Origin of the sequence: Herbaspirillum sp. WGmk3, from assembly GCF_023952535.1 — a bacterium.
Lineage (GTDB): Bacteria > Pseudomonadota > Gammaproteobacteria > Burkholderiales > Burkholderiaceae_D > Herbaspirillum > Herbaspirillum huttiense.
In genome coordinates, this window is the sequence record NZ_JAKYWT010000001.1 from 138,123 (window position 1) to 158,458 (window position 20,336).

General features: G+C 62.0%; 17 protein-coding genes. All 17 read right to left on the bottom strand.

Translation table 11 applies throughout. The features are described 5' to 3' along the window. Positions 1–140 precede the first annotated feature (140 nt). The 17 genes from MKD49_RS00540 to MKD49_RS00620 all read right to left on the bottom strand — a co-directional run bounded on the left by MKD49_RS00540 (position 141) and on the right by MKD49_RS00620 (position 19,959). Positions 141–1,106 (bottom strand): protein-L-isoaspartate(D-aspartate) O-methyltransferase, encoded by a 966-nt coding sequence (locus tag MKD49_RS00540; RefSeq protein ID WP_134222775.1) that lies wholly within the window; start codon positions 1,104–1,106, stop codon positions 141–143. Continuing rightward, entirely contained in the window at positions 1,103–1,840 is a 738-nt protein-coding gene (gene surE, locus MKD49_RS00545) for a 5'/3'-nucleotidase SurE (protein WP_134222776.1), read from the bottom strand. The genes MKD49_RS00540 and surE overlap by 4 nt, the downstream gene beginning before the upstream one ends. Before the next feature lie 72 nt (positions 1,841–1,912). Next, complete coding sequence (locus MKD49_RS00550) at positions 1,913–2,860, bottom strand: flagellar brake protein (protein WP_252695155.1); 948 nt, start codon at positions 2,858–2,860, stop codon at positions 1,913–1,915. Between the two features lies 1 nt (position 2,861). Continuing rightward, positions 2,862–5,075: an ATP-dependent DNA helicase gene (locus MKD49_RS00555; protein WP_227022672.1), complete on the bottom strand. Its 2,214-nt coding sequence runs from the start codon at positions 5,073–5,075 to the stop codon at positions 2,862–2,864. 150 nt (positions 5,076–5,225) lie between these two features. Continuing rightward, complete coding sequence (locus tag MKD49_RS00560; protein WP_006463294.1) at positions 5,226–5,432, bottom strand: YdcH family protein; 207 nt, start codon at positions 5,430–5,432, stop codon at positions 5,226–5,228. Positions 5,433–5,533: 101 nt separating this feature from the next. Further along, a complete protein-coding gene (locus MKD49_RS00565) occupies positions 5,534–6,481 on the bottom strand; it encodes a hypothetical protein (RefSeq protein ID WP_252695156.1) in 948 nt (315 codons plus the stop codon). Positions 6,482–6,492: 11 nt separating this feature from the next. Then, a complete protein-coding gene (gene zapE / locus MKD49_RS00570) occupies positions 6,493–7,590 on the bottom strand; it encodes a cell division protein ZapE (RefSeq protein WP_121041911.1) in 1,098 nt (365 codons plus the stop codon). 146 nt (positions 7,591–7,736) lie between these two features. Beyond that, the gene (lpdA, locus tag MKD49_RS00575; RefSeq protein ID WP_121041913.1) at positions 7,737–9,164 is read right to left on the bottom strand and encodes a dihydrolipoyl dehydrogenase; all 1,428 of its coding nucleotides are present in this window, start codon (positions 9,162–9,164) and stop codon (positions 7,737–7,739) included. 121 nt (positions 9,165–9,285) lie between these two features. Further along, positions 9,286–10,527: a 2-oxoglutarate dehydrogenase complex dihydrolipoyllysine-residue succinyltransferase gene (gene odhB, locus MKD49_RS00580; protein ID WP_252695157.1), complete on the bottom strand. Its 1,242-nt coding sequence runs from the start codon at positions 10,525–10,527 to the stop codon at positions 9,286–9,288. Between the two features lie 88 nt (positions 10,528–10,615). Then, complete coding sequence (locus tag MKD49_RS00585; RefSeq protein ID WP_252695158.1) at positions 10,616–13,480, bottom strand: 2-oxoglutarate dehydrogenase E1 component; 2,865 nt, start codon at positions 13,478–13,480, stop codon at positions 10,616–10,618. Between the two features lie 367 nt (positions 13,481–13,847). After that, a complete protein-coding gene (gltA, locus tag MKD49_RS00590) occupies positions 13,848–15,149 on the bottom strand; it encodes a citrate synthase (RefSeq protein WP_034333988.1) in 1,302 nt (433 codons plus the stop codon). Between the two features lie 159 nt (positions 15,150–15,308). Further along, complete coding sequence (locus MKD49_RS00595) at positions 15,309–15,593, bottom strand: succinate dehydrogenase assembly factor 2 (protein ID WP_008329929.1); 285 nt, start codon at positions 15,591–15,593, stop codon at positions 15,309–15,311. Between the two features lie 132 nt (positions 15,594–15,725). Further along, complete coding sequence (locus tag MKD49_RS00600; protein ID WP_006463281.1) at positions 15,726–16,436, bottom strand: succinate dehydrogenase iron-sulfur subunit; 711 nt, start codon at positions 16,434–16,436, stop codon at positions 15,726–15,728. 11 nt (positions 16,437–16,447) lie between these two features. Beyond that, positions 16,448–18,226 (bottom strand): succinate dehydrogenase flavoprotein subunit, encoded by a 1,779-nt coding sequence (sdhA, locus tag MKD49_RS00605; RefSeq protein ID WP_034333989.1) that lies wholly within the window; start codon positions 18,224–18,226, stop codon positions 16,448–16,450. Positions 18,227–18,228: 2 nt separating this feature from the next. Continuing rightward, the gene (sdhD, locus tag MKD49_RS00610) at positions 18,229–18,594 is read right to left on the bottom strand and encodes a succinate dehydrogenase, hydrophobic membrane anchor protein (protein ID WP_088753354.1); all 366 of its coding nucleotides are present in this window, start codon (positions 18,592–18,594) and stop codon (positions 18,229–18,231) included. A gap of 2 nt (positions 18,595–18,596) precedes the next feature. Beyond that, positions 18,597–19,007: a succinate dehydrogenase, cytochrome b556 subunit gene (gene sdhC, locus MKD49_RS00615; RefSeq protein WP_039785325.1), complete on the bottom strand. Its 411-nt coding sequence runs from the start codon at positions 19,005–19,007 to the stop codon at positions 18,597–18,599. A 166-nt stretch (positions 19,008–19,173) separates the two neighbouring features. Continuing rightward, complete coding sequence (locus MKD49_RS00620; RefSeq protein WP_034333992.1) at positions 19,174–19,959, bottom strand: GntR family transcriptional regulator; 786 nt, start codon at positions 19,957–19,959, stop codon at positions 19,174–19,176. Positions 19,960–20,336 lie beyond the last annotated feature (377 nt).

Sequence of the window (20,336 nt, forward strand, 5' to 3'; positions counted from 1 at the left end):
CTGCCCATCCGCTCTTTTCATCGACCCGCGGCTTGGATGCTTGTGCTTGTTGCCGCCCGTTCCCTGTTCGATGATGCGTGGCGGACCTGATATCCGCCGGTTTTGCTCATTGCGTCCTGCTCATGCCGGACTTTGCCGACCTACACCGTTCCCGGCCGCAGCGGCACGAAATGGCACTGTTCCAGGGTGGTACGGCGCCAGTCGCGCTGGCCGACACGTTCAATCAGTTCCAGCACCTGCTGGCGTTCGCCCACGGGCGCTACCAGCCTGCCGCCAATGGCGAGCTGTTCCAACAGGGCCTGCGGCACTTCGAGACCTGCCGCCGCGAGGATAATGCCATCAAACGGCGCAACTTGCGGCAGGCCAAGCATACCATCTCCGTAATGCAAGCGGATGTTCGCCACGCGCAAGGGACGCAGATTGGTCTTGGCCAGTTCATGCAATGGCTTGATGCGCTCGATGGAATACACCTCGCCGGCTACCCGTGACAGCACGGCGGCCTGGTAGCCGCAGCCGGTACCGATCTCCAATACCCGGTCCAGGCGGCCGCCATGGCGATTCTGGCGCATCAGTTCGATCATGCGCGCCACGATGTAGGGCTGCGAAATGGTCTGGTGATGGCCGATCGGCAGCGACGCATCGATATAGGCCTGGCTGGCCAGGCCGGGTTCCACGAACATGTGGCGCGGCACTGCCTCCAGCGCGGCCAGCACCTTGGCATCGGCCACACCCTGCTTGGCCACGCGCGCCACCATGGCCTTGCGCACCGCTTCCGAGGCCAGCGGCGAGGCATGATGGGAAGCATTGGTCTGGGTCACCGTCATGACGTTCCTGACGGCCGTGCGCGGCACCGGCGCGGCGCTCAGCAGCGGCTGGGCAGGCGCTACCGGCGCGCGCGGTGGTGCCGGCGGCGGACGCAGCGCCTGGGCCAGGCCCTGCTGCACCGGCTTCAGGGCCGCGCGCTGCGATGACTGGGCGGCATTCTTGGCCGCGGTCTGGGTCGTGGCCTGGGGCCGGCCAGCCGCATCCCGCCCGGCGTTGGCGGTCTTTTTCTTGTCGACCACCGAGGACAGGCTCAGCGGAAAGCGGCTGGGCTTGTCGCTCATGCAAGCGCTTTCTTGAGATTGTCCAGTTGCGCGGAGTGCGTCAGGTCGATCTGCAGCGGCGTGATGGAGACGTAGCCATTGGCCGTCGCATGGAAATCGGTGCCCTCGCCACCGTCCTTGGCGGCCCCGGCCGGGCCGATCCAGTACAGGTCCCGGCCATGCGGGTCAGTCAGCTTGTGCACCGGCTCGGACATGTGGCGTTTGCCCAGACGGGTTGCCACGCAGCCCTTGATCTGCGCATACGGCAGGTTGGGAATGTTGACGTTGAGCAGGTAAGGCTTGGGCAGGCTGTCGAAGCGGCGCTCAACGATCTCGCGGGCGATGCGTGCGGCCGACTCCAGCTCGCCCCAGCCCTTGTGCAGTTGCGAAAACGCAATGGAAGGAATGCCGAACAGAAAACCCTCGGTCGCCGCCGCCACCGTTCCGGAATAGAGCGTATCGTCGCCCATGTTCTGGCCCTGGTTGATACCGGAGACGATCAGGTCAGGACGCTCCTTGAGCAAGCCGGTCAGCGCCACGTGGACACAGTCCGACGGCGTGCCATTGAGATAGTAGAAGCCGTTGGCGGCCTGTTCCACCCACAGCGGGCGATCCAGCGTCAGGGAATTGGAGCTGCCCGAGCGATTGCTGTCGGGGGCCACCACGGTGATGTCGGCGATCGGTGCGAGGGCTTCGGCCAGGGCATTGATGCCGGGTGCCAGGTAGCCGTCGTCGTTGCTGATGAGGATTTTCATGGGCTGAATTTTAACCGAAGCCGAGCTTTGGACAGCCCCTCCTCCTGACATTCTCCTGCCCTGTTGCGTCGTCTATTCCTGCAGCGTCAGTTCCTGATAGACATAGGCTGACAGCACCAGTTTGTCGCGCACCGTCAGTTGCGCAAATTCCACCCCGTACTGATGGAAATCGGCCTCCCCCAAAGACTCCACCGTCCGCAGGACCACCGGCAGTTCCAGCGGCAACTGCTGGTCCGCCACCGAGGCCACGAAACGCAGCTGGCCCGTCACGCCCTTCTTTGCAGCCACCTTGCCGGAAAGCGAGGTCGCCACCAGCGAAGCCCCAGCCAAACTGAGGTCGATCACGCTGGCGGCCAGCGGCTGGCTACCATCCACCGCGAGATAGCCTTCCGCCCCGACAGGCACGCGGGTGGCCTGGCGGATGACGGTGGAACGTACCTCCTTGGGCAGGGAGACATGAAGGTAAACGAAAGGAGTTTGCTGGTACTTCAGCAGTTGCGCCGCAAAAGCATAGGCGCGGCGACCGGTCAGGGCGCGCACCACGAAGCCCTGGCCTTCCCGCACGAAGAGCTGCTTGCCCTCCTTTTGTGGCGCTGTCACTAGGATACTGCGGTTGGGCAAGCAGCCCACCAATGACACGGCATAGCGCTGCGCGGCATCGTCCGCAAATTGCAGCCACAAGGTATCGCCGATCTGCCAGCGCACCTCGTCAAGCGTGATCACGGTTTCCTGGCCGCGCACTGCCGCAGAGGGCTTCAAAGGTTTTTTGCCACCCTGCTTCTTGCGCAAGACGTCGCGTGCCTGCGGCAACGGTACGGATTCGGTATCCGGCTCGGCAATCCAGTTGGCATTGCGGTAGAGACCGTTTTCGATCAGCCCGGCCAGTTGATCCGGTGTATCGATCAAGGTACCGCGTGCCAGCAGGAGCTTGCCGGCATCGTTGTAGATCGGCCAGGGCGCGGGGCGGCCCAGGCCGAGTTCGGAGGCGCGCACCGGCACCAGCGAGGTGTGATCTGCCATCTCAACCCTCCGCCGCAGCGTCCTCGCCGGCGGCGGCAGCGGCGCGGCGTGCATCCTGCTCGCGGAAGAAGGCTTGTACCACCTCCAGCTCGCGGGTGCGCTTGAAGGGCGGCAGGCTCTGCCAGATACGGCGACCGTAATTCTTGGTGATGATGCGCGGATCGCAGATCATCAGCACGCCGCGGTCGCCCTCGTCACGGATCAGGCGACCCGCGCCCTGCTTCAGGTTGATGATGGCCGCCGGCAACTGGTGGTGCACGAAGCCGTTCAGGCCCTGCTTTTCCATTTCGCTGATACGGGCCGCCAGCACCGGATCATCCGGTGGCGAGAACGGCAGCTTGTCGATGATGACCAGGGACAGAGCGTCGCCACGCACATCCACGCCTTCCCAGAAGCTCTGGCTACCGATCAGCACGCCATTGCCCGCAGCGCGGAAACGGTCCAGCAACTCAGTACGTCCCGCCTCGCCCTGCACGAACAGCGGGAAATCATGGCCGCGCGCCTCGAACTCGGCGCGCAGCCGCTCCGCTGCACGATTGACTGCACGCAGCGTAGTGCACAGGAAGAAGCAGCGGCCGCCGGCGGCCTCGATGGTCGGCAGTGCGGCATCGATGACGGCATCGGTGTATTCAAACGAATTCGGCTGTGGCAGGTTCTGCGGTACGTACAGCAGCCCCTGCTCGGCATAATTGAAAGGGCTCGGCCACGATTGCGCCGGGGCATTCCACAGGCCCATCTGGGCTGCGTAGTGATTGAAATCCTTCTTTACTGCCAGCGTCGCCGACGTGAAGATCCATGAACGCGGCGTACCCTCGCGCTGCTTGTTGAAGATGGGCGCGATCGACAGCGGCGTGCGGTGCAGCTGCAGCGAGGACTGGAAGGCTTCCACCCAGAGCACGTAGAAGGGTTTCTGCGCGGGCGAATCTTCCTGCTCCTCTCCCTCGCCTGCTCGCTTGTTGTCGGCGGGCTTGGCCGCTGCCTTGGCGGCGGCTTCGGCCTGGATCTTGGCCAGTTCGTCGGGCGTGCCCCAGTTTTCCAGCTGGCGCAGCAATTCATTGGCACGGTCGCGGCACTGCTCGATGGTCTCGGCACGTTCGGCCTGTTTTTCGAGCACGGCGATCATGTCGTCCATGCACTCCTTCAGCGTGTCGAGCGACGGGAAGAAGGCGCTGGAAGGCGCAATCTGGTTCAGCGCCAGGCGTACCGATTCTTCCGGGAAAGCCAGCCGCAGATCGCGTGCCGCGCGCTCCACCGGAGCGACCAGGCGCGCCCAGTCAGCGCCATCGCGGGCGTGCGACAGGCCTTCGGCCAGCACGTCGCGGCAGAGTTCGAGAATCTGCGAGGTGGAGATGGTCTCGCCAAAGAACAGCGTGGCCGTATCCGGCAACTGGTGCGCTTCGTCGAAGATGACGGTATTGGCCGAGGGCAGCAGTTCGGCGATGCCGGTGTCCTTCAGGGCCACATCAGCGAAGAACAGGTGGTGATTGACCACCACCACATCAGCCTGCTGCGCTTCCTTGCGCGCCTTCATGACGAAGCAATCCTGGTAGTACTGGCATTCAGCCCCGAAACAGGTATCGCGGGTGGAGGTCACCAGATTCCATACCGAAGCCGTCTCCGGCACCTTGGTCAGCTCGGCCTTGTCGCCGGAGGAAGTGGATTTGACGAAGCGCGAGATCTCACGCAGGTAGCCCACATCCTCGCGCGCGGTCAGGCGGCCGTTCTGCAGGGTGCGCTCCAGGTGGAAGTGGCAGACATAATTGCTGCGCCCCTTGAGCAGCGCCACCGAGACGGGCGCATGCAAGGCCTTGCGCACGGTGGGGATATCACGATTGAAGAGCTGGTCCTGCAGCGTCTTGGTGCCGGTGGAGACGATGGTCTTGCCGCCCCACAGCAAGGCCGGGACGAGGTAGGCAAAGGTCTTGCCGGTACCGGTACCGGCCTCGGCGATCAGCGTACCCTGATTGGCGATGGCGTCGGCGATGGCCTTGGCCATCTCGGTCTGGGCATGACGCGGGCGATAGCTGCCAACGGCACCGCCCAAGGGACCGCCTTCACCGAACAGGCGTTCGACCTCGGCATCATGGAGACCTGGTTCTTCGGGGGCAGCGCCCTCCGTCCCGGCGGGAGCGGTGCGACTGTCGGCGTTGTGGGCGGGGGCTTCGGGAGCTGTCACTGCGGCAAACCTGTAGAAGAACACGTGTGGCGCAGGCATCGGCGATACCGGCGCATCTTGCACGTCATTGGGAACAAGGCGCTATTTTACGCGGAGTCGGCAGCACACCCCCGACTCGCATGAAGGACACAGGAACGTGGACCGCGGATTTCGAGAAGCTCGCCAGCAGGAGCAGGCGCGCAGCGGGGCTCAGGCGGGGATATCGGGGACCAGCTGCATCTTCAGCAGCGCAATGTGGTCCTTCAGTTGCAGCTTGCGCTTCTTGAGGCGGCGCAGTTGCAGGTCCTCCGAACGGGCATCGCGGATGAGCATGTCGATCACGCTATCGAGATCACGGTGCTCGACTTCGAGTTCGATAATGCGGCGCTGGATGTCTTCGCGATGCGTACTGGTCATGATGGCGGCTGGTTGCTGATGTGCTTGCTAGTGTAATGCACCCGCAGGCCCACGCCAAATCGGCATGGGCCTGCGGACGGAGGGGCCAGCGTCAGAACGCCTTACTTGGCGGCGGGCTGCTGCGATTGCTGCTGTGGCTGATCCTGCTGTTGCTGGTCCTGCTGTTGCTTCTGCTTGCGCTCGGTGCGTTCACGCTCGTTTTCGGCCTTCTTGCGCTCCACTTCCAGGCGGTGCTCCTCGGCTTCCTGGATGCGGCGCTGACGTTCGGCGGCGTTGGCGGCGCGCGACGGTGCGCGCGCGGCTTCCTCAGCCTGCTGGCGCTGGACTTCCGCCTCGTGCTGACGCACACGGTAATCGGCCGGCACGTTCTTGTTCTGGTCGATACGTTGCTGGACTTCGCTGTTCTTGGCGCGGCTTTCCTGCACCTTGCGGGCGGAATCGGCTTCCTTCTGCTTCTGGTCGGCCAGGCGGCGGGCGGAATCTTCCTCGTCCTTGGCGCGCTGCTCGGCCAGTGAACGATCACGGTCGTCCACGGTGGCCTGGCGTTGGAACACCTTGGCTTCGTATTCCACTGCCTTGATGCCCTTGTCGGTCAGGCGCTTGCGGTCGCGCGCGGCTTCCAGGCAGTCCGAGACCAGGAATTTGGGATAGCAGGCACGCTGATCAAGGATGTAGCGCAGTTCGGCCACCTGCCGGTCTTCGGCGGCTTCGTCCAGCGCCTTTTGTGCCGTTTCATCGGACTTGATGGAGCCGGCAGGATAACGCTGCGCAATCGGCGCACGCGCTTCCAGTTCGTCGAAGCGTTCACGGCTCATGACGGGCGCGGGGGCAACAGGAGCAGCCTGTGGTGTCGCACCGGCATCGGCCGGGCTGACTTGTCCCTGGGCTTGCGCCTGGATCCGTCCCGGCTGTGCGCCGGACGTGGCGCTGGCCGATGCCTGCCCTTGCGCCATGCTGGCACCGGCGGCCAAGGCCAGCATCAGGCCGCACAGGGAAGAAGTGACGCCTTTGGCATCGGCAAAAAGACCTTGCATGGATTTCTTGTTCATCAGGTGGTTGTTCAGGAGAGGCTGTCGGCAATCGAGCGGCGATCCGCATCCAGGTATTCCTTCGACTGCATCTCAATGATACGTGAAACAGTACGGTGGAATTCGTTGGAAAGGGTACCGACGGTGTAAAGCTCGTCCGGCTCCACCGCGGCCGACATGATGAGCTTGACCTTGTGGTCATAGAAAACATCGATCAGCCAGGTGAAGCGGCGCGCTTCCGAAGACATGGCCGCGGACATCCGCGGAATGCCAGACAGGATCACGGTCTGGAACCGGCTGGCCAGTTCCAGGTAGTCATTCTGCGATCGCGGGCCTCCGCACAGCGTAGCGAAGTCGAACCAGATCGCACTGCCCGCACGGCGCAGGGCGCGGATCTCGCGGGCCTCGATGTGGACGCGCGGATCTTCATCAGCCGCCTCGGCCACGGAGGCGAAGGCGGTGCGCAATTCTTCATCGGTCTTGGCGTTGAGGGGCGTGTGGTACACCTTCACCTGCTCCAGCACCCGCTTGCGGTAGTCGATGCCGGCATCGATGTTCATGACGTCCAGTTTTTCCTTCAGCAGTGCGATGGTCGGCAACATGCGGTCGCGGTGCAGGCCGTCCGGATAGAGCGTGCTCGGCTCATAGTTGGAGGTCATCACGAAGGACACGCCGTGATCGAACAGCCCCTTCAGGAGGTTGTAGAGGATCATCGCATCGGCGATGTCGGAGACGTGGAATTCGTCGAAACAGATCAAGCGGTACTTCTTGGCGATGCGCTTGGCGACTTCATCGAGGGGGTCGGAAATTCCCTTCAGTTCATCAAGCTGGCGATGCACATCGCGCATGAATTCGTGGAAGTGCAGGCGCGTCTTGCGCACCACCGGCACCACGGAATAGAAGCTGTCCATCAGGAAGGACTTGCCGCGCCCTACCCCGCCCCACATGTAGACGCCGCGCGGCACGGCCGGGCGGCTGATCAGGCGCTTGAAGGTGGAGGCGCGCTGGGCCTTGTAGGCGACCCATTCCTCATAGGCGCGCTGCAGGCGCTCGATGGCACGCAGCTGCGCTTCATCAGGTTGATAACCGCGCTGGGACAGCGACTGTTCGTAGAATTGACGGACATCCATGGTGTGGTCTTGTAAAACGACAATGGGCGAGCCAGGCTCGCCCATTGGGTTGGCATCTCAATGCGCACTATGCGGGCAACTCGGACGCTGCCAGCCCCAAGGGCTGGCCAGGCGTCGGCGACCCGTATTGTCGCACTGATCGCGCATCAGAAGTTCAATGCGCGCTTGTCCACGGCCAGGGCCGCTTCCTTGGTCGCTTCGGACAGCGAGGGGTGAGCGTGGCAGATACGGGCGATGTCTTCCGACGACGCACGGAATTCCATCGCCACCACGGCTTCGGAGATCAGCTCGGAAGCCATCGGGCCGACGATGTGGACGCCCAGGATCTCATCGGTCTTGGCATCGGCCAGGAACTTCACCATGCCCGAGGTATCGCCCAGCGCACGGGCGCGGCCGTTGGCCAGGAACGGGAAGGTACCGGCCTTGTACTGCACGCCTTCGGCCTTGAGCTGCTGCTCGGTCTTGCCGACCCAGGCGATTTCCGGCGAGGTGTAGATGACCCAGGGAATGGTGTTGAAGTTGACGTGACCGTGTTGGCCAGCGATACGCTCGGCCACGGCAACGCCTTCTTCTTCGGCCTTGTGCGCCAGCATCGGGCCGCGCACCACGTCACCCACCGCCCACACGTTGGGCAGGTTGGTCTTGCAGTCGCCATCCACGGCGATGAAGCCGCGCTCGTCCAGCTTCAGGCCCACGCCTTCGGCGTTCAGGCCGATGGTGTTGGGGGTACGGCCAATCGAGATGATCAGCTTGTCGAATTCGCCGGTGTGGGCTTCGCCCTTGGCATCGGTGTATTCCACGGAGACGCTGTTCTTGCCAGCCTTGATGGTACCGATCTTCACACCCAGGTTCACCGCCAGGCCTTGCTTGGTCAGCAGCTTGTGGGCTTCCTTGGCGATTTGTTCATCGACAGCACCCAAGAAGGTCGGCAGGGCTTCCAGCACGGTCACTTCCGCGCCCAAGCGACGCCAGACCGAACCCATTTCCAGGCCGATCACGCCGGCACCGATCACGCCCAGCTTCTTCGGCACTTCGGAGATGGCCAGTGCGCCGGTGTTGGAGAGGATCAGCTTTTCATCGAACTCGGCACCCGGCAATGCGCGGGCGTTCGAACCGGTCGCCACGATGACGTGCTTGGCGGTGATGGTTTCTTCGGCAGCGCCGGCGACCTTGATCTCGTAACCATTGGCATCGCCCTTGACGAAGGAGCCACGGCCGTGGAAGAAGGTGACCTTGTTCTTCTTGAACAGGTACAGGATGCCGTCGTTGTTCTGCTTGACCACGGTATTCTTGCGGCCCAGCATCTTTTCCAGGTTCAGGCCCAGGCCCTTGACTTCGATGCCGTGCTCGGCGAAGCCGTGGCTGGCGTGTTCGTAGTGTTCGGAGGATTGCAGCAGTGCCTTGGAGGGGATGCAGCCGACGTTGGTGCAGGTGCCACCCGGTGCGGGGCCGCCCTTTTCGTTCTTCCATTCGTCGATGCAGGCGGTGTTGAAGCCCAGTTGCGCTGCGCGGATGGCGGCGATGTAACCGCCGGGGCCGCCACCGATGACGACCACGTCAAAATTCTTGCTCATGTGTGTATTCCTGATTCGTTGTGCGCATCCGCTTTGATCTCTTGGTCCAAAGCGGATGCAAAAAGGCGCTGAATGCCTGGGGGCCGTTCAGCGCCTCGCTCACGCCGTGATGGCCGGTTGCTTACAGATCCAGCAGCAGGCGTGCGGGATCTTCCAGAGCTTCCTTGATCGCGACCAGCGACAGGACGGCTTCACGGCCGTCGATGATGCGGTGGTCATAGGACAGCGCGAAGTAGTTGATCGGACGGACCACGACCTGGCCGTTTTCAACCACAGCGCGTTCCTTGGTGGCGTGGATGCCCAGGATCGCCGATTGCGGCGGGTTGATGATCGGGGTCGACAGCATGGAACCGAAAGTGCCGCCGTTGGAGACGGTGAAGGTACCGCCCGACAGTTCTTCGATGGACAGCTTGCCGTCCTTGGCCTTCTGGCCGAATTCACCGATCTTCTTCTCGATGTCAGCGATGGACATCTGGTCCGCATCACGCAGGATGGGCACCACCAAGCCACGCGGCGAACCGACGGCCACACCGATGTCGAAGTAGCCGTGGTAGACGATGTCATTGCCATCGACCGAAGCGTTGACGATCGGGTACTTCTTCAGGGCGTGCACGACCGCCTTGACGAAGAAGGACATGAAGCCCAGCTTGACGCCGTGTTCCTTCTCGAACTTGTCCTTGTACTTGTTGCGCAGGTCGATGACCGGCTGCATGTTGATTTCGTTGAAGGTGGTCAGGATGGCGTTGGTCGATTGCGATTGCACCAGACGCTCGGCCACGCGGGCACGCAGGCGGCTCATCGGCACGCGCTGTTCCGGACGGCTTTCCAGGCCAGCCTTGACCGGGGCAGCAACTTGCGCCAGGGCCGGCTTGGCAGCGGCAGCAGGTGCAGCGGCGGGAGCCGACAGGGCACCCAGCACATCTCCCTTGGTCACGCGGCCATCCTTGCCGGTGCCGGTGACTTGCGAGGTCGACAGGTTGTTGTCGGCCAGCAGCTTGGCAGCGGCAGGCATGGCGACGTCGCCCTTGGAGGCCAGCTCGGGAGCAGCAACCGGGGTCGGTTCGTTGGTCGATTGCGGTGCCGGGGCAGCCTTGACTTCGGTCGGGGCCACTTGTGCGGAAGCGTCGGTCTCCAGGATGGCGATCACTTCACCAGCCACGACGGTGGCACCGTCAGCCTTGATGATCTGGGTGATCACGCCGGCGTCCGGCGAGGGCAGTTCCAGCACGACCTTGTCGGTCTCGATGTCGATCAGGTTTTCGTCACGGGCCACCGGTTCGCCAACCTTCTTGTGCCATTGCAGCAGGGTTGCTTCGGCAACGGATTCCGACAACTGCGGGACTTTTACTTCGATTTGAGCCATTTTCAGGATTCTCCGATTTTCGGGTGATTTCGTTCTTATGGAAACAGGGACGCACTGCCCTCGCAGCGCGTCCCGTTTGCATCGATGATTACTTGGTCAGCACAAAGCCCTTGAGCTTGGCGAAGGCAGTTTCGATCAGCGCCTTTTGCTGTGCGTAGTGCTTGTCGTAGTAACCGACGGCCGGCGAGGCGCTGGCCGGGCGGCCTGCATAGGCCAGCTTCTGACCTTCGGAGAGATTCTCGAAGATGTTGTGCTGGATCTGCAGCCATGCGCCCTGGTTCTGCGGCTCGTCCTGTGCCCACACCAGTTCGTTGAAGTTGGGGAACTGCTTCAACGCGGCCGCGAAGGCCTTGTGCGGGAACGGATACAGCTGCTCGACGCGGATGATGGCGGTATCGGTCTGGCCACGTTCCTTGCGGGCGTTGACCAGGTCGTAGTACACCTTGCCCGAGCAGGCGACGATGCGCTTGACCTTCTTGGCGTCGATGGTTTCATCGACTTCCGGAATCACGGTCTGGAACGAACCCTTGGCCAGGTCGGACAGCGGCGAACCGGCATCCTTGTTGCGCAGCAGCGACTTCGGGGTCATGATGATCAGCGGCTTGCGGAACAGGCGGATCATCTGGCGACGCAGCAGGTGGAAGATCTGCGCAGCGGTAGTGGGCTGCACGACCTGCATGTTGTTGTCGGCGCACAGCTGGAGGTAACGCTCGATACGTGCCGACGAGTGTTCCGGACCCTGGCCTTCATAGCCGTGGGGCAGCATCTGCACCAGGCCCGAAGCACGGCCCCACTTCACTTCGCCGGAGCTGATGAACTGGTCCATGACGACCTGGGCACCGTTGGCGAAGTCGCCGAACTGGGCTTCCCAGATGGTCAGGGTGTTCGGTTCGGCGGTCGAGTAGCCGTATTCGAAGGCCAGCACGGCCTCTTCGGACAGCACCGAGTCGATCACGGTGAAGGTGGACTGGTTTTCAGCCACGTTCTGCAGCGGGATGAAGGTACCGGCATCCCAACGTTCGCGGTTCTGGTCGTGCAGCACGGCGTGACGGTGGGTGAAGGTGCCACGGCCGGCATCCTGGCCGGTCAGGCGCACGGCATAGCCGGAAGAAACCAGGCTGGCGTAGGCCAGGTGTTCACCCATGCCCCAGTCCAGGTTCATTTCGCCACGGCCCATGGCGGAGCGGTCGTTCAAGACCTTCTCGACCAGCGAGTGCACCTTGAAGCCTTCCGGCACCGAGGTGATCTTGGTGGCCAGGCGCTTGAGCTCAGCCAGCGGCACGGCGGTTTCGGCTGCGTCGGTCCACTTGCGGTTCAGGAACGGCAGCCAGTCGACGGCGTACTTGCTCTTGAAGTTGGTCAGCACCGGATCGATGGCGTGCTTGCCGGCATCCATCGCGGCGCGGTAAGCCTTGACCAGTTCTTCGCCGCCATCGGCGGGGATGGTCTGCTGGGTCACCAGCTTGTCGGCGTACAGCTTGCGGGTGCCGGGGTGCTGGGCGATCTTCTTGTACATCAGCGGCTGGGTCAGAGCGGGAGTGTCCTGCTCGTTGTGGCCCAGCTTGCGGAAGCAGATGATGTCGACCACGATGTCCTTCTTGAACTTCATGCGGTAGTCGACAGCGATCTGGGTGGCGAACACGACGGCTTCCGGATCATCGCCGTTGACGTGCAGCACCGGGGCTTCGATCATCTTGACCACGTCCGAGCAGTACAGGGTCGAACGGGAGTCGCGCGGGTCGGAAGTGGTGAAGCCGATCTGGTTGTTGATGACGATGTGCACGGTGCCACCGGTGCCGTAGCCACGGGTCTGTGCCAGGTTCAGGGTTTCCATCACCACGCCTTGACCGGCGAAGGCGGCATCGCCGTGCACCAGGATCGGCAGCACTTGCGAACCATCCTTGTCGCCGCGGCGATCCATACGCGCCTTGACCGAACCCTCGACCACCGGGTTGACGATTTCCAGGTGGGACGGGTTGAAGGCCAGCGACAGGTGGACCGGGCCGCCAGGGGTCGACACGTCCGAGGAGAAGCCCTGGTGGTACTTGACGTCACCGGCCGGCAGGTCGTCAGCGTGACGGCCTTCGAATTCGGAGAACAGTTCCTGCGGGGTCTTGCCCAGGATGTTGACCAGCACGTTCAGGCGGCCACGGTGGGCCATGCCGATCACGATTTCCTGCACACCCTTTTCACCGGCGCGCTGGATGGTTTCATCCAGGGAAGCGATGAAGGACTCGCCACCTTCCAGCGAGAAGCGCTTCTGGCCGACGTACTTGGTGTGGAGGTAGCGTTCCAGGCCTTCAGCGGCAGTCAGGCGCTCCAAGATGTGCTTCTTCTTGTCGGAGGAGAAGCTGGGCACGGCACGGGTCGGCTCCAGGCGCTCTTCCAGCCAGCGCACTTCCGACATGTCGGAGATGTAGGTGAACTCGGCACCGATGGAGCGCGTGTAGGTGTCGCGCAGCATCTGCAGCAGGTCGCGCAGCGAGGCGGTTTCCGGGCCGAAGTAGGTATTGTTGATGTTGAACACGATGTCCATGTCGGCATCGGTGAAGCCGTAGAAGGAGGGATCGAGTTCGGGGATGTTGGGGCGTTCCTGGCGTTGCAGCGGGTCCAGGTTGGCGAAACGGGAACCGAGGTCACGGTAACCGGCGATCAGCTGGGTAACAGCGACGCGCTTGCGGCCCATGTCGGAGTCGGCAGAAGCGATGACGGTGCGGATCGGGCCTTGCTTGGCACGTTCGGCGAAGGAAGCGATCACCGGAGCGTGGGCCACATCGGGACGGGTAGAGCCGTCGGTGGCGGGAACGTGTTGCACGGCGTCGAAGTAAGCACGCCAGTTGTCAGGGACGGAGCCGGGATTGTTCAGGTAGGCTTCGTACAGTTCTTCGATGTACGGAGCATTCCCACCGAACAGGTAGGAGTTGATGTTGTATTGCTCGTAGAGCTTTGTCATTTGCTCACCTTTCTTCGCGCTTCGCGAGATTAGCGGGTTTCTACACCTTCCGCGACACGGCCTGACCGGTTAGCGGATTGCATCAAGTTGTGGGGGAAGGACCTTGTCTACCTGAACTTCTGTACGTCATCCAGTCAGCGCATCGGAATTATATCTCCTAATATCAAATAAAAAAGCGAATCCTAAGGGATTCGCTTTTTTATTTGAAACATGAAGCAACGGGCGTTTCCGCCTGCCAACGCCCGCCCGCAAAGCCTTGCTGCGCGGGTCTCGCTGCCCTCCTCCACACACTCCCGGGAGACGGGAAACGCGGCGTTGCGATGCCTTAGTTGTCCGTCCGACAAGGCAGACGGACAACATCCGCCAATCAGCGCTTGTCGATCGGGGTCACGTCGCGACGCGGCGAGCCCACGAACAGCTGACGCGGACGGCCGATCTTCTGTTCCGGATCCGAGATCATTTCGTTCCACTGGGCGATCCAGCCGATGGTACGGGCCATGGCGAAGATGCAGGTGAACATCGAAGTCGGGATACCCAGGGCGCGCTGCACGATGCCGGAGTAGAAGTCGACGTTCGGGTACAGCTTGCGGGAGACGAAGTAGTCGTCTTCCAGGGCGATCTTTTCCAGCTCCATGGCCAGCTTGAACAGCGGGTCGTCGTGCAGGCCCAGTTCGTTCAGGACTTCGTAGCAGGTTTCGCGCATCAGCTTGGCACGCGGGTCGTAGTTCTTGTAGACGCGGTGACCGAAGCCCATCAGCTTCACGCCGGAGTTCTTGTCCTTCACTTGCTTGATGAACTCGGGGATGTTTTCGACGGAGCCGATCTGTTCCAGCATGTTCAGGGCGGCCTCGTTGGCACCACCGTGGGCAGGACCCCACAGGCAGGCGATGCCGGCAGCGATACATGCGAACGGGTTGGCACCGGAGGAGCCGGCCAGGCGCACGGTCGAGGTCGAAGCGTTCTGTTCGTGGTCGGCGTGCAGGATCAGGATGCGGTCCAGTGCGCGCACCAGGACTTCGTTGACCTGATACTCTTCGCACGGGTTGGCGAACATCATGCGCATGAAGTTGGCCGTGTAGGACAGGTCATTGCGCGGGTACACGAAGGGCTGGCCGATGCTGTACTTGTAGGCCATCGCCACCAGGGTCGGCAGCTTGGCGATCATGCGGATGGCCGAGACTTCGCGGTGGTTGGCGTTGGAGATGTCCAGCGAATCGTGGTAGAAGGCCGACAGTGCGCCCACCGAGCCGGTCAGCACCGCCATCGGGTGCGCATCGCGGCGGAAGCCTCGGAAGAAGAAGTTCATCTGCTCGTGCACCATGGTGTGCTGGGTCACGGTCTTGACGAATTCTTCCTTCTGGGTGGCGTTGGGCAGTTCACCGTGCAGCAGCAGGTAGCAGGATTCCAGGAAGTCGCAGTTCACCGCCAGCTGTTCGATCGGGTAGCCGCGGTACAGCAGTTCGCCCTTGTCGCCATCGATGTAGGTGATGGACGAGTTGCAGGAAGCGGTGGACATGAAGCCCGGGTCATAGGTGAACTTGCCGGTAGCGCCGTAGAGCTTGCGGATATCGATCACATCAGGGCCGATGCTGCCCTTGTAGATAGGAAAATCTACGGACGGAGAGCCGTCGGAGAACGACAGGGTAGCTTTGATATCGGTATTGGACATAGCTTTTCCTTTTGCTGGGATGGTGAAACCGTTAATCAAACGCCGCGACCGCAAGCCGGGCGTCATCGTGGTTCAGATGCGCCGGGTGGCGAGTGGGAACAGGCCGCGATCGGGCAAAATCGGTCTGGCTTGTGGCCAGGCGCAATATTCGTGCAACAGTCAGGCAGTACGCAGTTTCTTCAGCAACGCATGCACTTGGGGCAGGTCAACCGCCGCTTCGGGCTCCTTGCGGGCCAGCAGCAAGTCCATCAGGTCGTTGTCGGTCAGGTCCATCAGGCGCGAGAAGGCATCGACCTCGTCGTCGCTCATCTGCGCCTCGTTGGCGTCAAGATAGCGGGTGAGGATCAGATCGTTCTCAAGCAGCCCGCGGCGCGCACGCCAGCGCAGTCGCGCCCGCTTGGCCGGATCATCCTGGTGACGCTGTTCAGTCATGAACTCGCTCATTTCTAGTCTTTCCATTCACTTCAACCGGACCAAAACTGAAGGAACCGGTCGGGGAAGCCGCTTGCAGCCCTGCTCCCCCTTGCTGCCGCCCGCCATGGACGGCGGGTCTGGCAGGCATCACACCGATCCGGCTTACACCGAACGGCGCACCATCAGTTCCTTGATCTTGCCGATGGCCTTGTTGGGGTTCAGACCCTTGGGGCAGACATCGACGCAGTTCATGATGGAACGGCAACGGAACAGGCGATACGGATCTTCCAGGTTGTCCAGGCGCGCGCCGGTGGCTTCGTCGCGGCTGTCGGCGATGAAGCGGTAGGCTTGCAGCAGGCCAGCCGGGCCGACGAACTTGTCCGGGTTCCACCAGAACGACGGGCAGGAAGTCGAGCAGCAGGCGCACAGGATGCACTCGTAGACGCCATCGAGCTCTTCACGCTGTTCGGGCGACTGCAGGCGCTCCTTCTCGGGCGGGATGCTGTCGTTGATCAGGTAGGGCTTGATCGAGTCGTATTGCTTGAAGAAGTTCGTCATGTCCACGATCAGGTCGCGGATCACCGGCAGGCCAGGCAGCGGCTTCAGAACGATGGGTTCGGTCAGTTCGTTCAGGTTGGTGATGCAGGCCAGGCCGTTCTTGCCGTTGATGTTCATGGCGTCGGAACCGCACACGCCTTCGCGGCAGGAGCGGCGCAGCGCCAGGGAATCGTCGACGTCGGACTTGATGCGTTGCAGGGCGTCCAGCAGCATCTTGTCGGTGGGCTTCAGTTCCACCGTCAGGTCTTGCATGTACGGCTTGTCGTCCTTGTCCGGATCGTAACGGTAGATCTTGAATTTCAGGGTGCGAGTCATGTTGCGACCTCTTAGAAAGTACGTGCTTTAGGTTTGAAAGTCTCGACGGTCAGCGGCTGCATGTTGACCGGCTTGTAGTCGAGACGATTCCCCTCGGAGAACCACAGCGTATGCTTGAGCCAGTTCACGTCGTCGCGCTGCTCGTGGTCGCTTTGCGCGTGGGCGCCGCGCGATTCCTTGCGGGCTTCGGCCGAGGTGATGGTGGCCTTGGCGGTTTCGATCAGGTTGTCCAGTTCCAGCGCTTCCACGCGGGCGGTGTTGAAGACCTTGGACTTGTCCTTGAAGGAGACGTGCTTGCGACGCTCGTCCAGTTCCATGATCTTTTGAACGCCTTCCTTCAACAGGGCATCGGTACGGAACACGCCGCAGTACTTCTGCATGGTGGCGCGGATGTCGTTGGCCACGTCCTGCACACGTTCGGAACCGGTGCTGCTTTCCAGGTGCGCAATGCGTTCCAGCGAGCGGTCCAGGGCGCCGGCCGGGATCGGCTTGTGGCTCTGGTCCTGCAGGCGGCTGCCGACGATGTGGTTGCCGGCTGCGCGGCCGAAGACCACCAGGTCCAGCAGCGAGTTGGTACCCAGGCGGTTGGCGCCGTGCACCGAGACGCAGGCGCATTCGCCGATGGCGTACATGCCCTGCACCACTTCCTTCATGGAACCGCCCTTGGGCGCGACCACCTGGCCGTGGATGTTGGTGGGGATGCCACCCATCTGGTAGTGGATGGTCGGCACGACGGGGATAGGCTCCTTGGTCGCATCGACGTTCGCGAACTTGTGGGCGATTTCCAGAATCGAGGGCAGGCGCTTCTTGATGGTGTCGGCACCGATGTGGCGCAGATCCAGCAGCACGTGATCCTTGTGGGGACCAACGCCGCGGCCTTCCTTGATTTCCTGGTCCATCGAACGCGAGACGAAGTCACGCGGTGCCAGGTCCTTCAGGGTCGGCGCATAGCGCTCCATGAAGCGTTCACCGTTGCTGTTGATCAGGATGCCGCCTTCACCGCGCACGCCTTCGGTAATCAGCACGCCCGCACCGGCCACGCCGGTCGGGTGGAACTGCCAGAACTCCATGTCCTGCAGCGGCAGGCCGGCACGTGCGGCCATACCCATGCCGTCACCGGTGTTGATGAAGGCATTGGTCGATGCCGCCCAGATACGGCCTGCGCCGCCGGTGGCGAACAGGGTGGTCTTGGCGTGCAGCATCATGATTTCGCCGGTTTCCATTTCCAGCGCCACCACGCCGAGGACATCGCCCTCTTCGTTGCGGATCACGTCCAGCGCCATCCACTCCACGAAGAAGTGGGTCTTGGCGCGCACGTTGCGCTGGTACAGGGTGTGCAGCAGCGCGTGACCGGTACGGTCAGCGGCCGCACAGGCACGCTGCACCGGCTTTTCGCCCAGGTTGGCGGTGTGGCCGCCGAAGGGACGCTGGTAGATGGTGCCGTCCGGGTTGCGGTCGAAGGGCATGCCGAAGTGTTCCAGCTCGTAGACGGCCTTCGGTGCTTCGCGGCACATGAACTCGATGGCATCCTGGTCGCCCAGGTAGTCCGAACCCTTGACGGTATCGAACATGTGCCAGTACCAGTTGTCTTCGGACATGTTGCCCAGCGAAGCGCCGATGCCGCCTTGGGCAGCCACGGTGTGCGAGCGGGTCGGGAAGACCTTGGACAGGACAGCGACGTTCAGGCCGGCTTCGGCCAGTTGCAGCGAGGCGCGCATGCCGGAGCCACCGGCGCCGACGATGACCGCGTCAAAGCGGCGGGTAGTGATGGCGGATTTGATAGCAGCCACGATTAGTTTCTCCAGAGAATCTGCGCAGCGTAGCCAGCGCAACCGATCAGCCACACGATAGTGGCAACTTGCAGGACCAGACGGGTGCCAACGGGCTTGACGTAGTCCATCAGCGCGTCACGCACGCCAATCCAGGCGTGGAAGAACAGCGCCATGAACACGGCAAAGGTGGCCACCTTGAACCATTGATGCGAGAACAGCGCCGCCCAGCCCTGGTAGCTGAAGTTGGTCGAGGTGAAGAAGCACACCAGCAGGATGACGGTGTAGACGGCCATCACGACGGCGGTCGCGCGTTGCGCCAGCCAGTCACGCAGGCCATAGTGGGCGCCAACGACCAGGCGCTTGGGTCCGATGTTGTTATCAGCCATTTTCAGAATACTCCGAACAGTTTCAATGCGACCAGGATCATCAGCGCGATGCTGACCACCAGGACAGTTGCCGAGGACTTGCGTGCGCTGTCCTTGTCCAGGCCAACGTGGTTGTCCATGATCAGGTGGCGGATGCCGGCGCAGAAGTGATGCAGGTAGGCCCAGGAAAGTGCCAGGATGACGAGCTTGACGAACCAGCCCGAGACGAAGCCCTTGAGATAGGCGAAAGTACCTTCCGAGAGCAGGCTGCTGTCCAGCAGGAACAGGATGAAAGGCAGCATCAGGAACAGGAACAGACCGCTGATGCGGTGCATGATCGAGACGATGGCTGCCAGAGGCATGCGATAGCCGGCAATTTGGGTTAGGTGTATGTTACGAAATTGCGGCCGTTGTGGTTTAGCGGCTTCAGACATACAAGGTTCTCCTCAGTTTAAAACAATCATGCAATTTTCGCCGATTTTCGAAATCACCATCAACTTTTATTGCGCTTCGCAGCATGCCGAAAAGGCTTGACACCAGCCCTTCTGCGCTGGGCAGGCAGGACCCGCCAGCACCCGATCATGACCGGTTTCGGTTTGCTCAGCTCAACTCGCTTTGGTAATGATGATTCGTCGTCAGGTACAGACCGCGCCGCATTTCCACCGGCTTGTCGCCATAGGTAAATGAAGCCCGCTCCACACTCAGCAACGGCGTTTGGGGCGTTACGCCCAGAAACTCTGCGGCATCCGGATCCGCCCCGACGGCACGGATGCGTTCTTCGGCACGGATCATGCGCGTGCCGAACTCGGACTCGAACAGGCCATACAAGGGCCCGCGGTATTCCATGAGGCGCTCGGCCGTCAACCCCTTGAAGATGGCACCAGGCAGCCAGATGTCTTCGAGGATGATGGGAGTGCCGTTGAAGGACTTGACACGGCGAATGAAAATGACGGAGTCACCCGACTTCATGTCGAGCTGACGGGCCACTTCGGCCGAGGCGCGAACGCGCTTGACTTCGATGATCTTGTTTTCGGGACGCTGTGGCTCGTCGCTGTCGGCCATCAGCCGCAGGAAGCGGAACTGCGCCTGGGTCTCGTGATGGGTGGCGACGAAGGTCCCCTTGCCCTGGCGGCGCACCACCAGGTTTTCGGCCGCCAGTTCGTCGATGGCCTTGCGCACCGTGCCCTGGCTGACCTTGAAACGGCTGCCCAGTTCGACTTCACTGGGAATGAGCTCACCGGGCTTCCACTCACCGGCTTCGAGGCGCTGCATGATGAGCGCCTTGATCTGCTGGTACAACGGACTGAAGGTGGGCGCCGGACTGGCAACACCCGCCCCCGCGGCGTGCGCGTCGACGTTGTTTGAATTGGGCAGGATCGAGCTCATAACCTCGAATTTCACCACAAAACTCCTTCCGGCGTCCAGCAAAAACTAGGCAATAATATGTCTTATATAAGACATAAGATATTGATTGACAGCAGTCTTTCGCAAGCCTACACTCGCGAGCAACCTGAAGAGCCGCAAGGCAGGCAGGAAGCGATGTACCGGCCAGTAGACGATAACGAGAATCGCTCTCATCAAGATCATTCCGATGCGGTGGTTTTCTGCAGGCAGAACACAAGTTTGACAGGTTTTTGATTTGTCGGCAGAGCCCGGTCCGAAACCAACTGACTCGCTGCGTTTTCGACGGTATCATGGCGGCCTAACAAGAATTCGAGGAAGTCGCGCATTTTCATGCGCAAACCAGAAGCCACCGCTACACG

What these genes read in the sequence shown, in the direction of transcription:
- MKD49_RS00540 (WP_134222775.1), bottom strand. Translation starts at nt 1,106, where the DNA reads ATGAGCGACAAGCCCAGCCGCTTTCCGCTGAGCCTGTCCTCGGTGGTC.
- surE (WP_134222776.1), bottom strand. Translation starts at nt 1,840, where the DNA reads ATGAAAATCCTCATCAGCAACGACGACGGCTACCTGGCACCCGGCATC.
- MKD49_RS00550 (WP_252695155.1), bottom strand. Translation starts at nt 2,860, where the DNA reads ATGGCAGATCACACCTCGCTGGTGCCGGTGCGCGCCTCCGAACTCGGC.
- MKD49_RS00555 (WP_227022672.1), bottom strand. Translation starts at nt 5,075, where the DNA reads ATGCCTGCGCCACACGTGTTCTTCTACAGGTTTGCCGCAGTGACAGCT.
- MKD49_RS00560 (WP_006463294.1), bottom strand. Translation starts at nt 5,432, where the DNA reads ATGACCAGTACGCATCGCGAAGACATCCAGCGCCGCATTATCGAACTC.
- MKD49_RS00565 (WP_252695156.1), bottom strand. Translation starts at nt 6,481, where the DNA reads ATGAACAAGAAATCCATGCAAGGTCTTTTTGCCGATGCCAAAGGCGTC.
- zapE (WP_121041911.1), bottom strand. Translation starts at nt 7,590, where the DNA reads ATGGATGTCCGTCAATTCTACGAACAGTCGCTGTCCCAGCGCGGTTAT.
- lpdA (WP_121041913.1), bottom strand. Translation starts at nt 9,164, where the DNA reads ATGAGCAAGAATTTTGACGTGGTCGTCATCGGTGGCGGCCCCGGCGGT.
- odhB (WP_252695157.1), bottom strand. Translation starts at nt 10,527, where the DNA reads ATGGCTCAAATCGAAGTAAAAGTCCCGCAGTTGTCGGAATCCGTTGCC.
- MKD49_RS00585 (WP_252695158.1), bottom strand. Translation starts at nt 13,480, where the DNA reads ATGACAAAGCTCTACGAGCAATACAACATCAACTCCTACCTGTTCGGT.
- gltA (WP_034333988.1), bottom strand. Translation starts at nt 15,149, where the DNA reads ATGTCCAATACCGATATCAAAGCTACCCTGTCGTTCTCCGACGGCTCT.
- MKD49_RS00595 (WP_008329929.1), bottom strand. Translation starts at nt 15,593, where the DNA reads ATGAGCGAGTTCATGACTGAACAGCGTCACCAGGATGATCCGGCCAAG.
- MKD49_RS00600 (WP_006463281.1), bottom strand. Translation starts at nt 16,436, where the DNA reads ATGACTCGCACCCTGAAATTCAAGATCTACCGTTACGATCCGGACAAG.
- sdhD (WP_088753354.1), bottom strand. Translation starts at nt 18,594, where the DNA reads ATGGCTGATAACAACATCGGACCCAAGCGCCTGGTCGTTGGCGCCCAC.
- sdhC (WP_039785325.1), bottom strand. Translation starts at nt 19,007, where the DNA reads ATGTCTGAAGCCGCTAAACCACAACGGCCGCAATTTCGTAACATACAC.
- MKD49_RS00620 (WP_034333992.1), bottom strand. Translation starts at nt 19,959, where the DNA reads ATGAGCTCGATCCTGCCCAATTCAAACAACGTCGACGCGCACGCCGCG.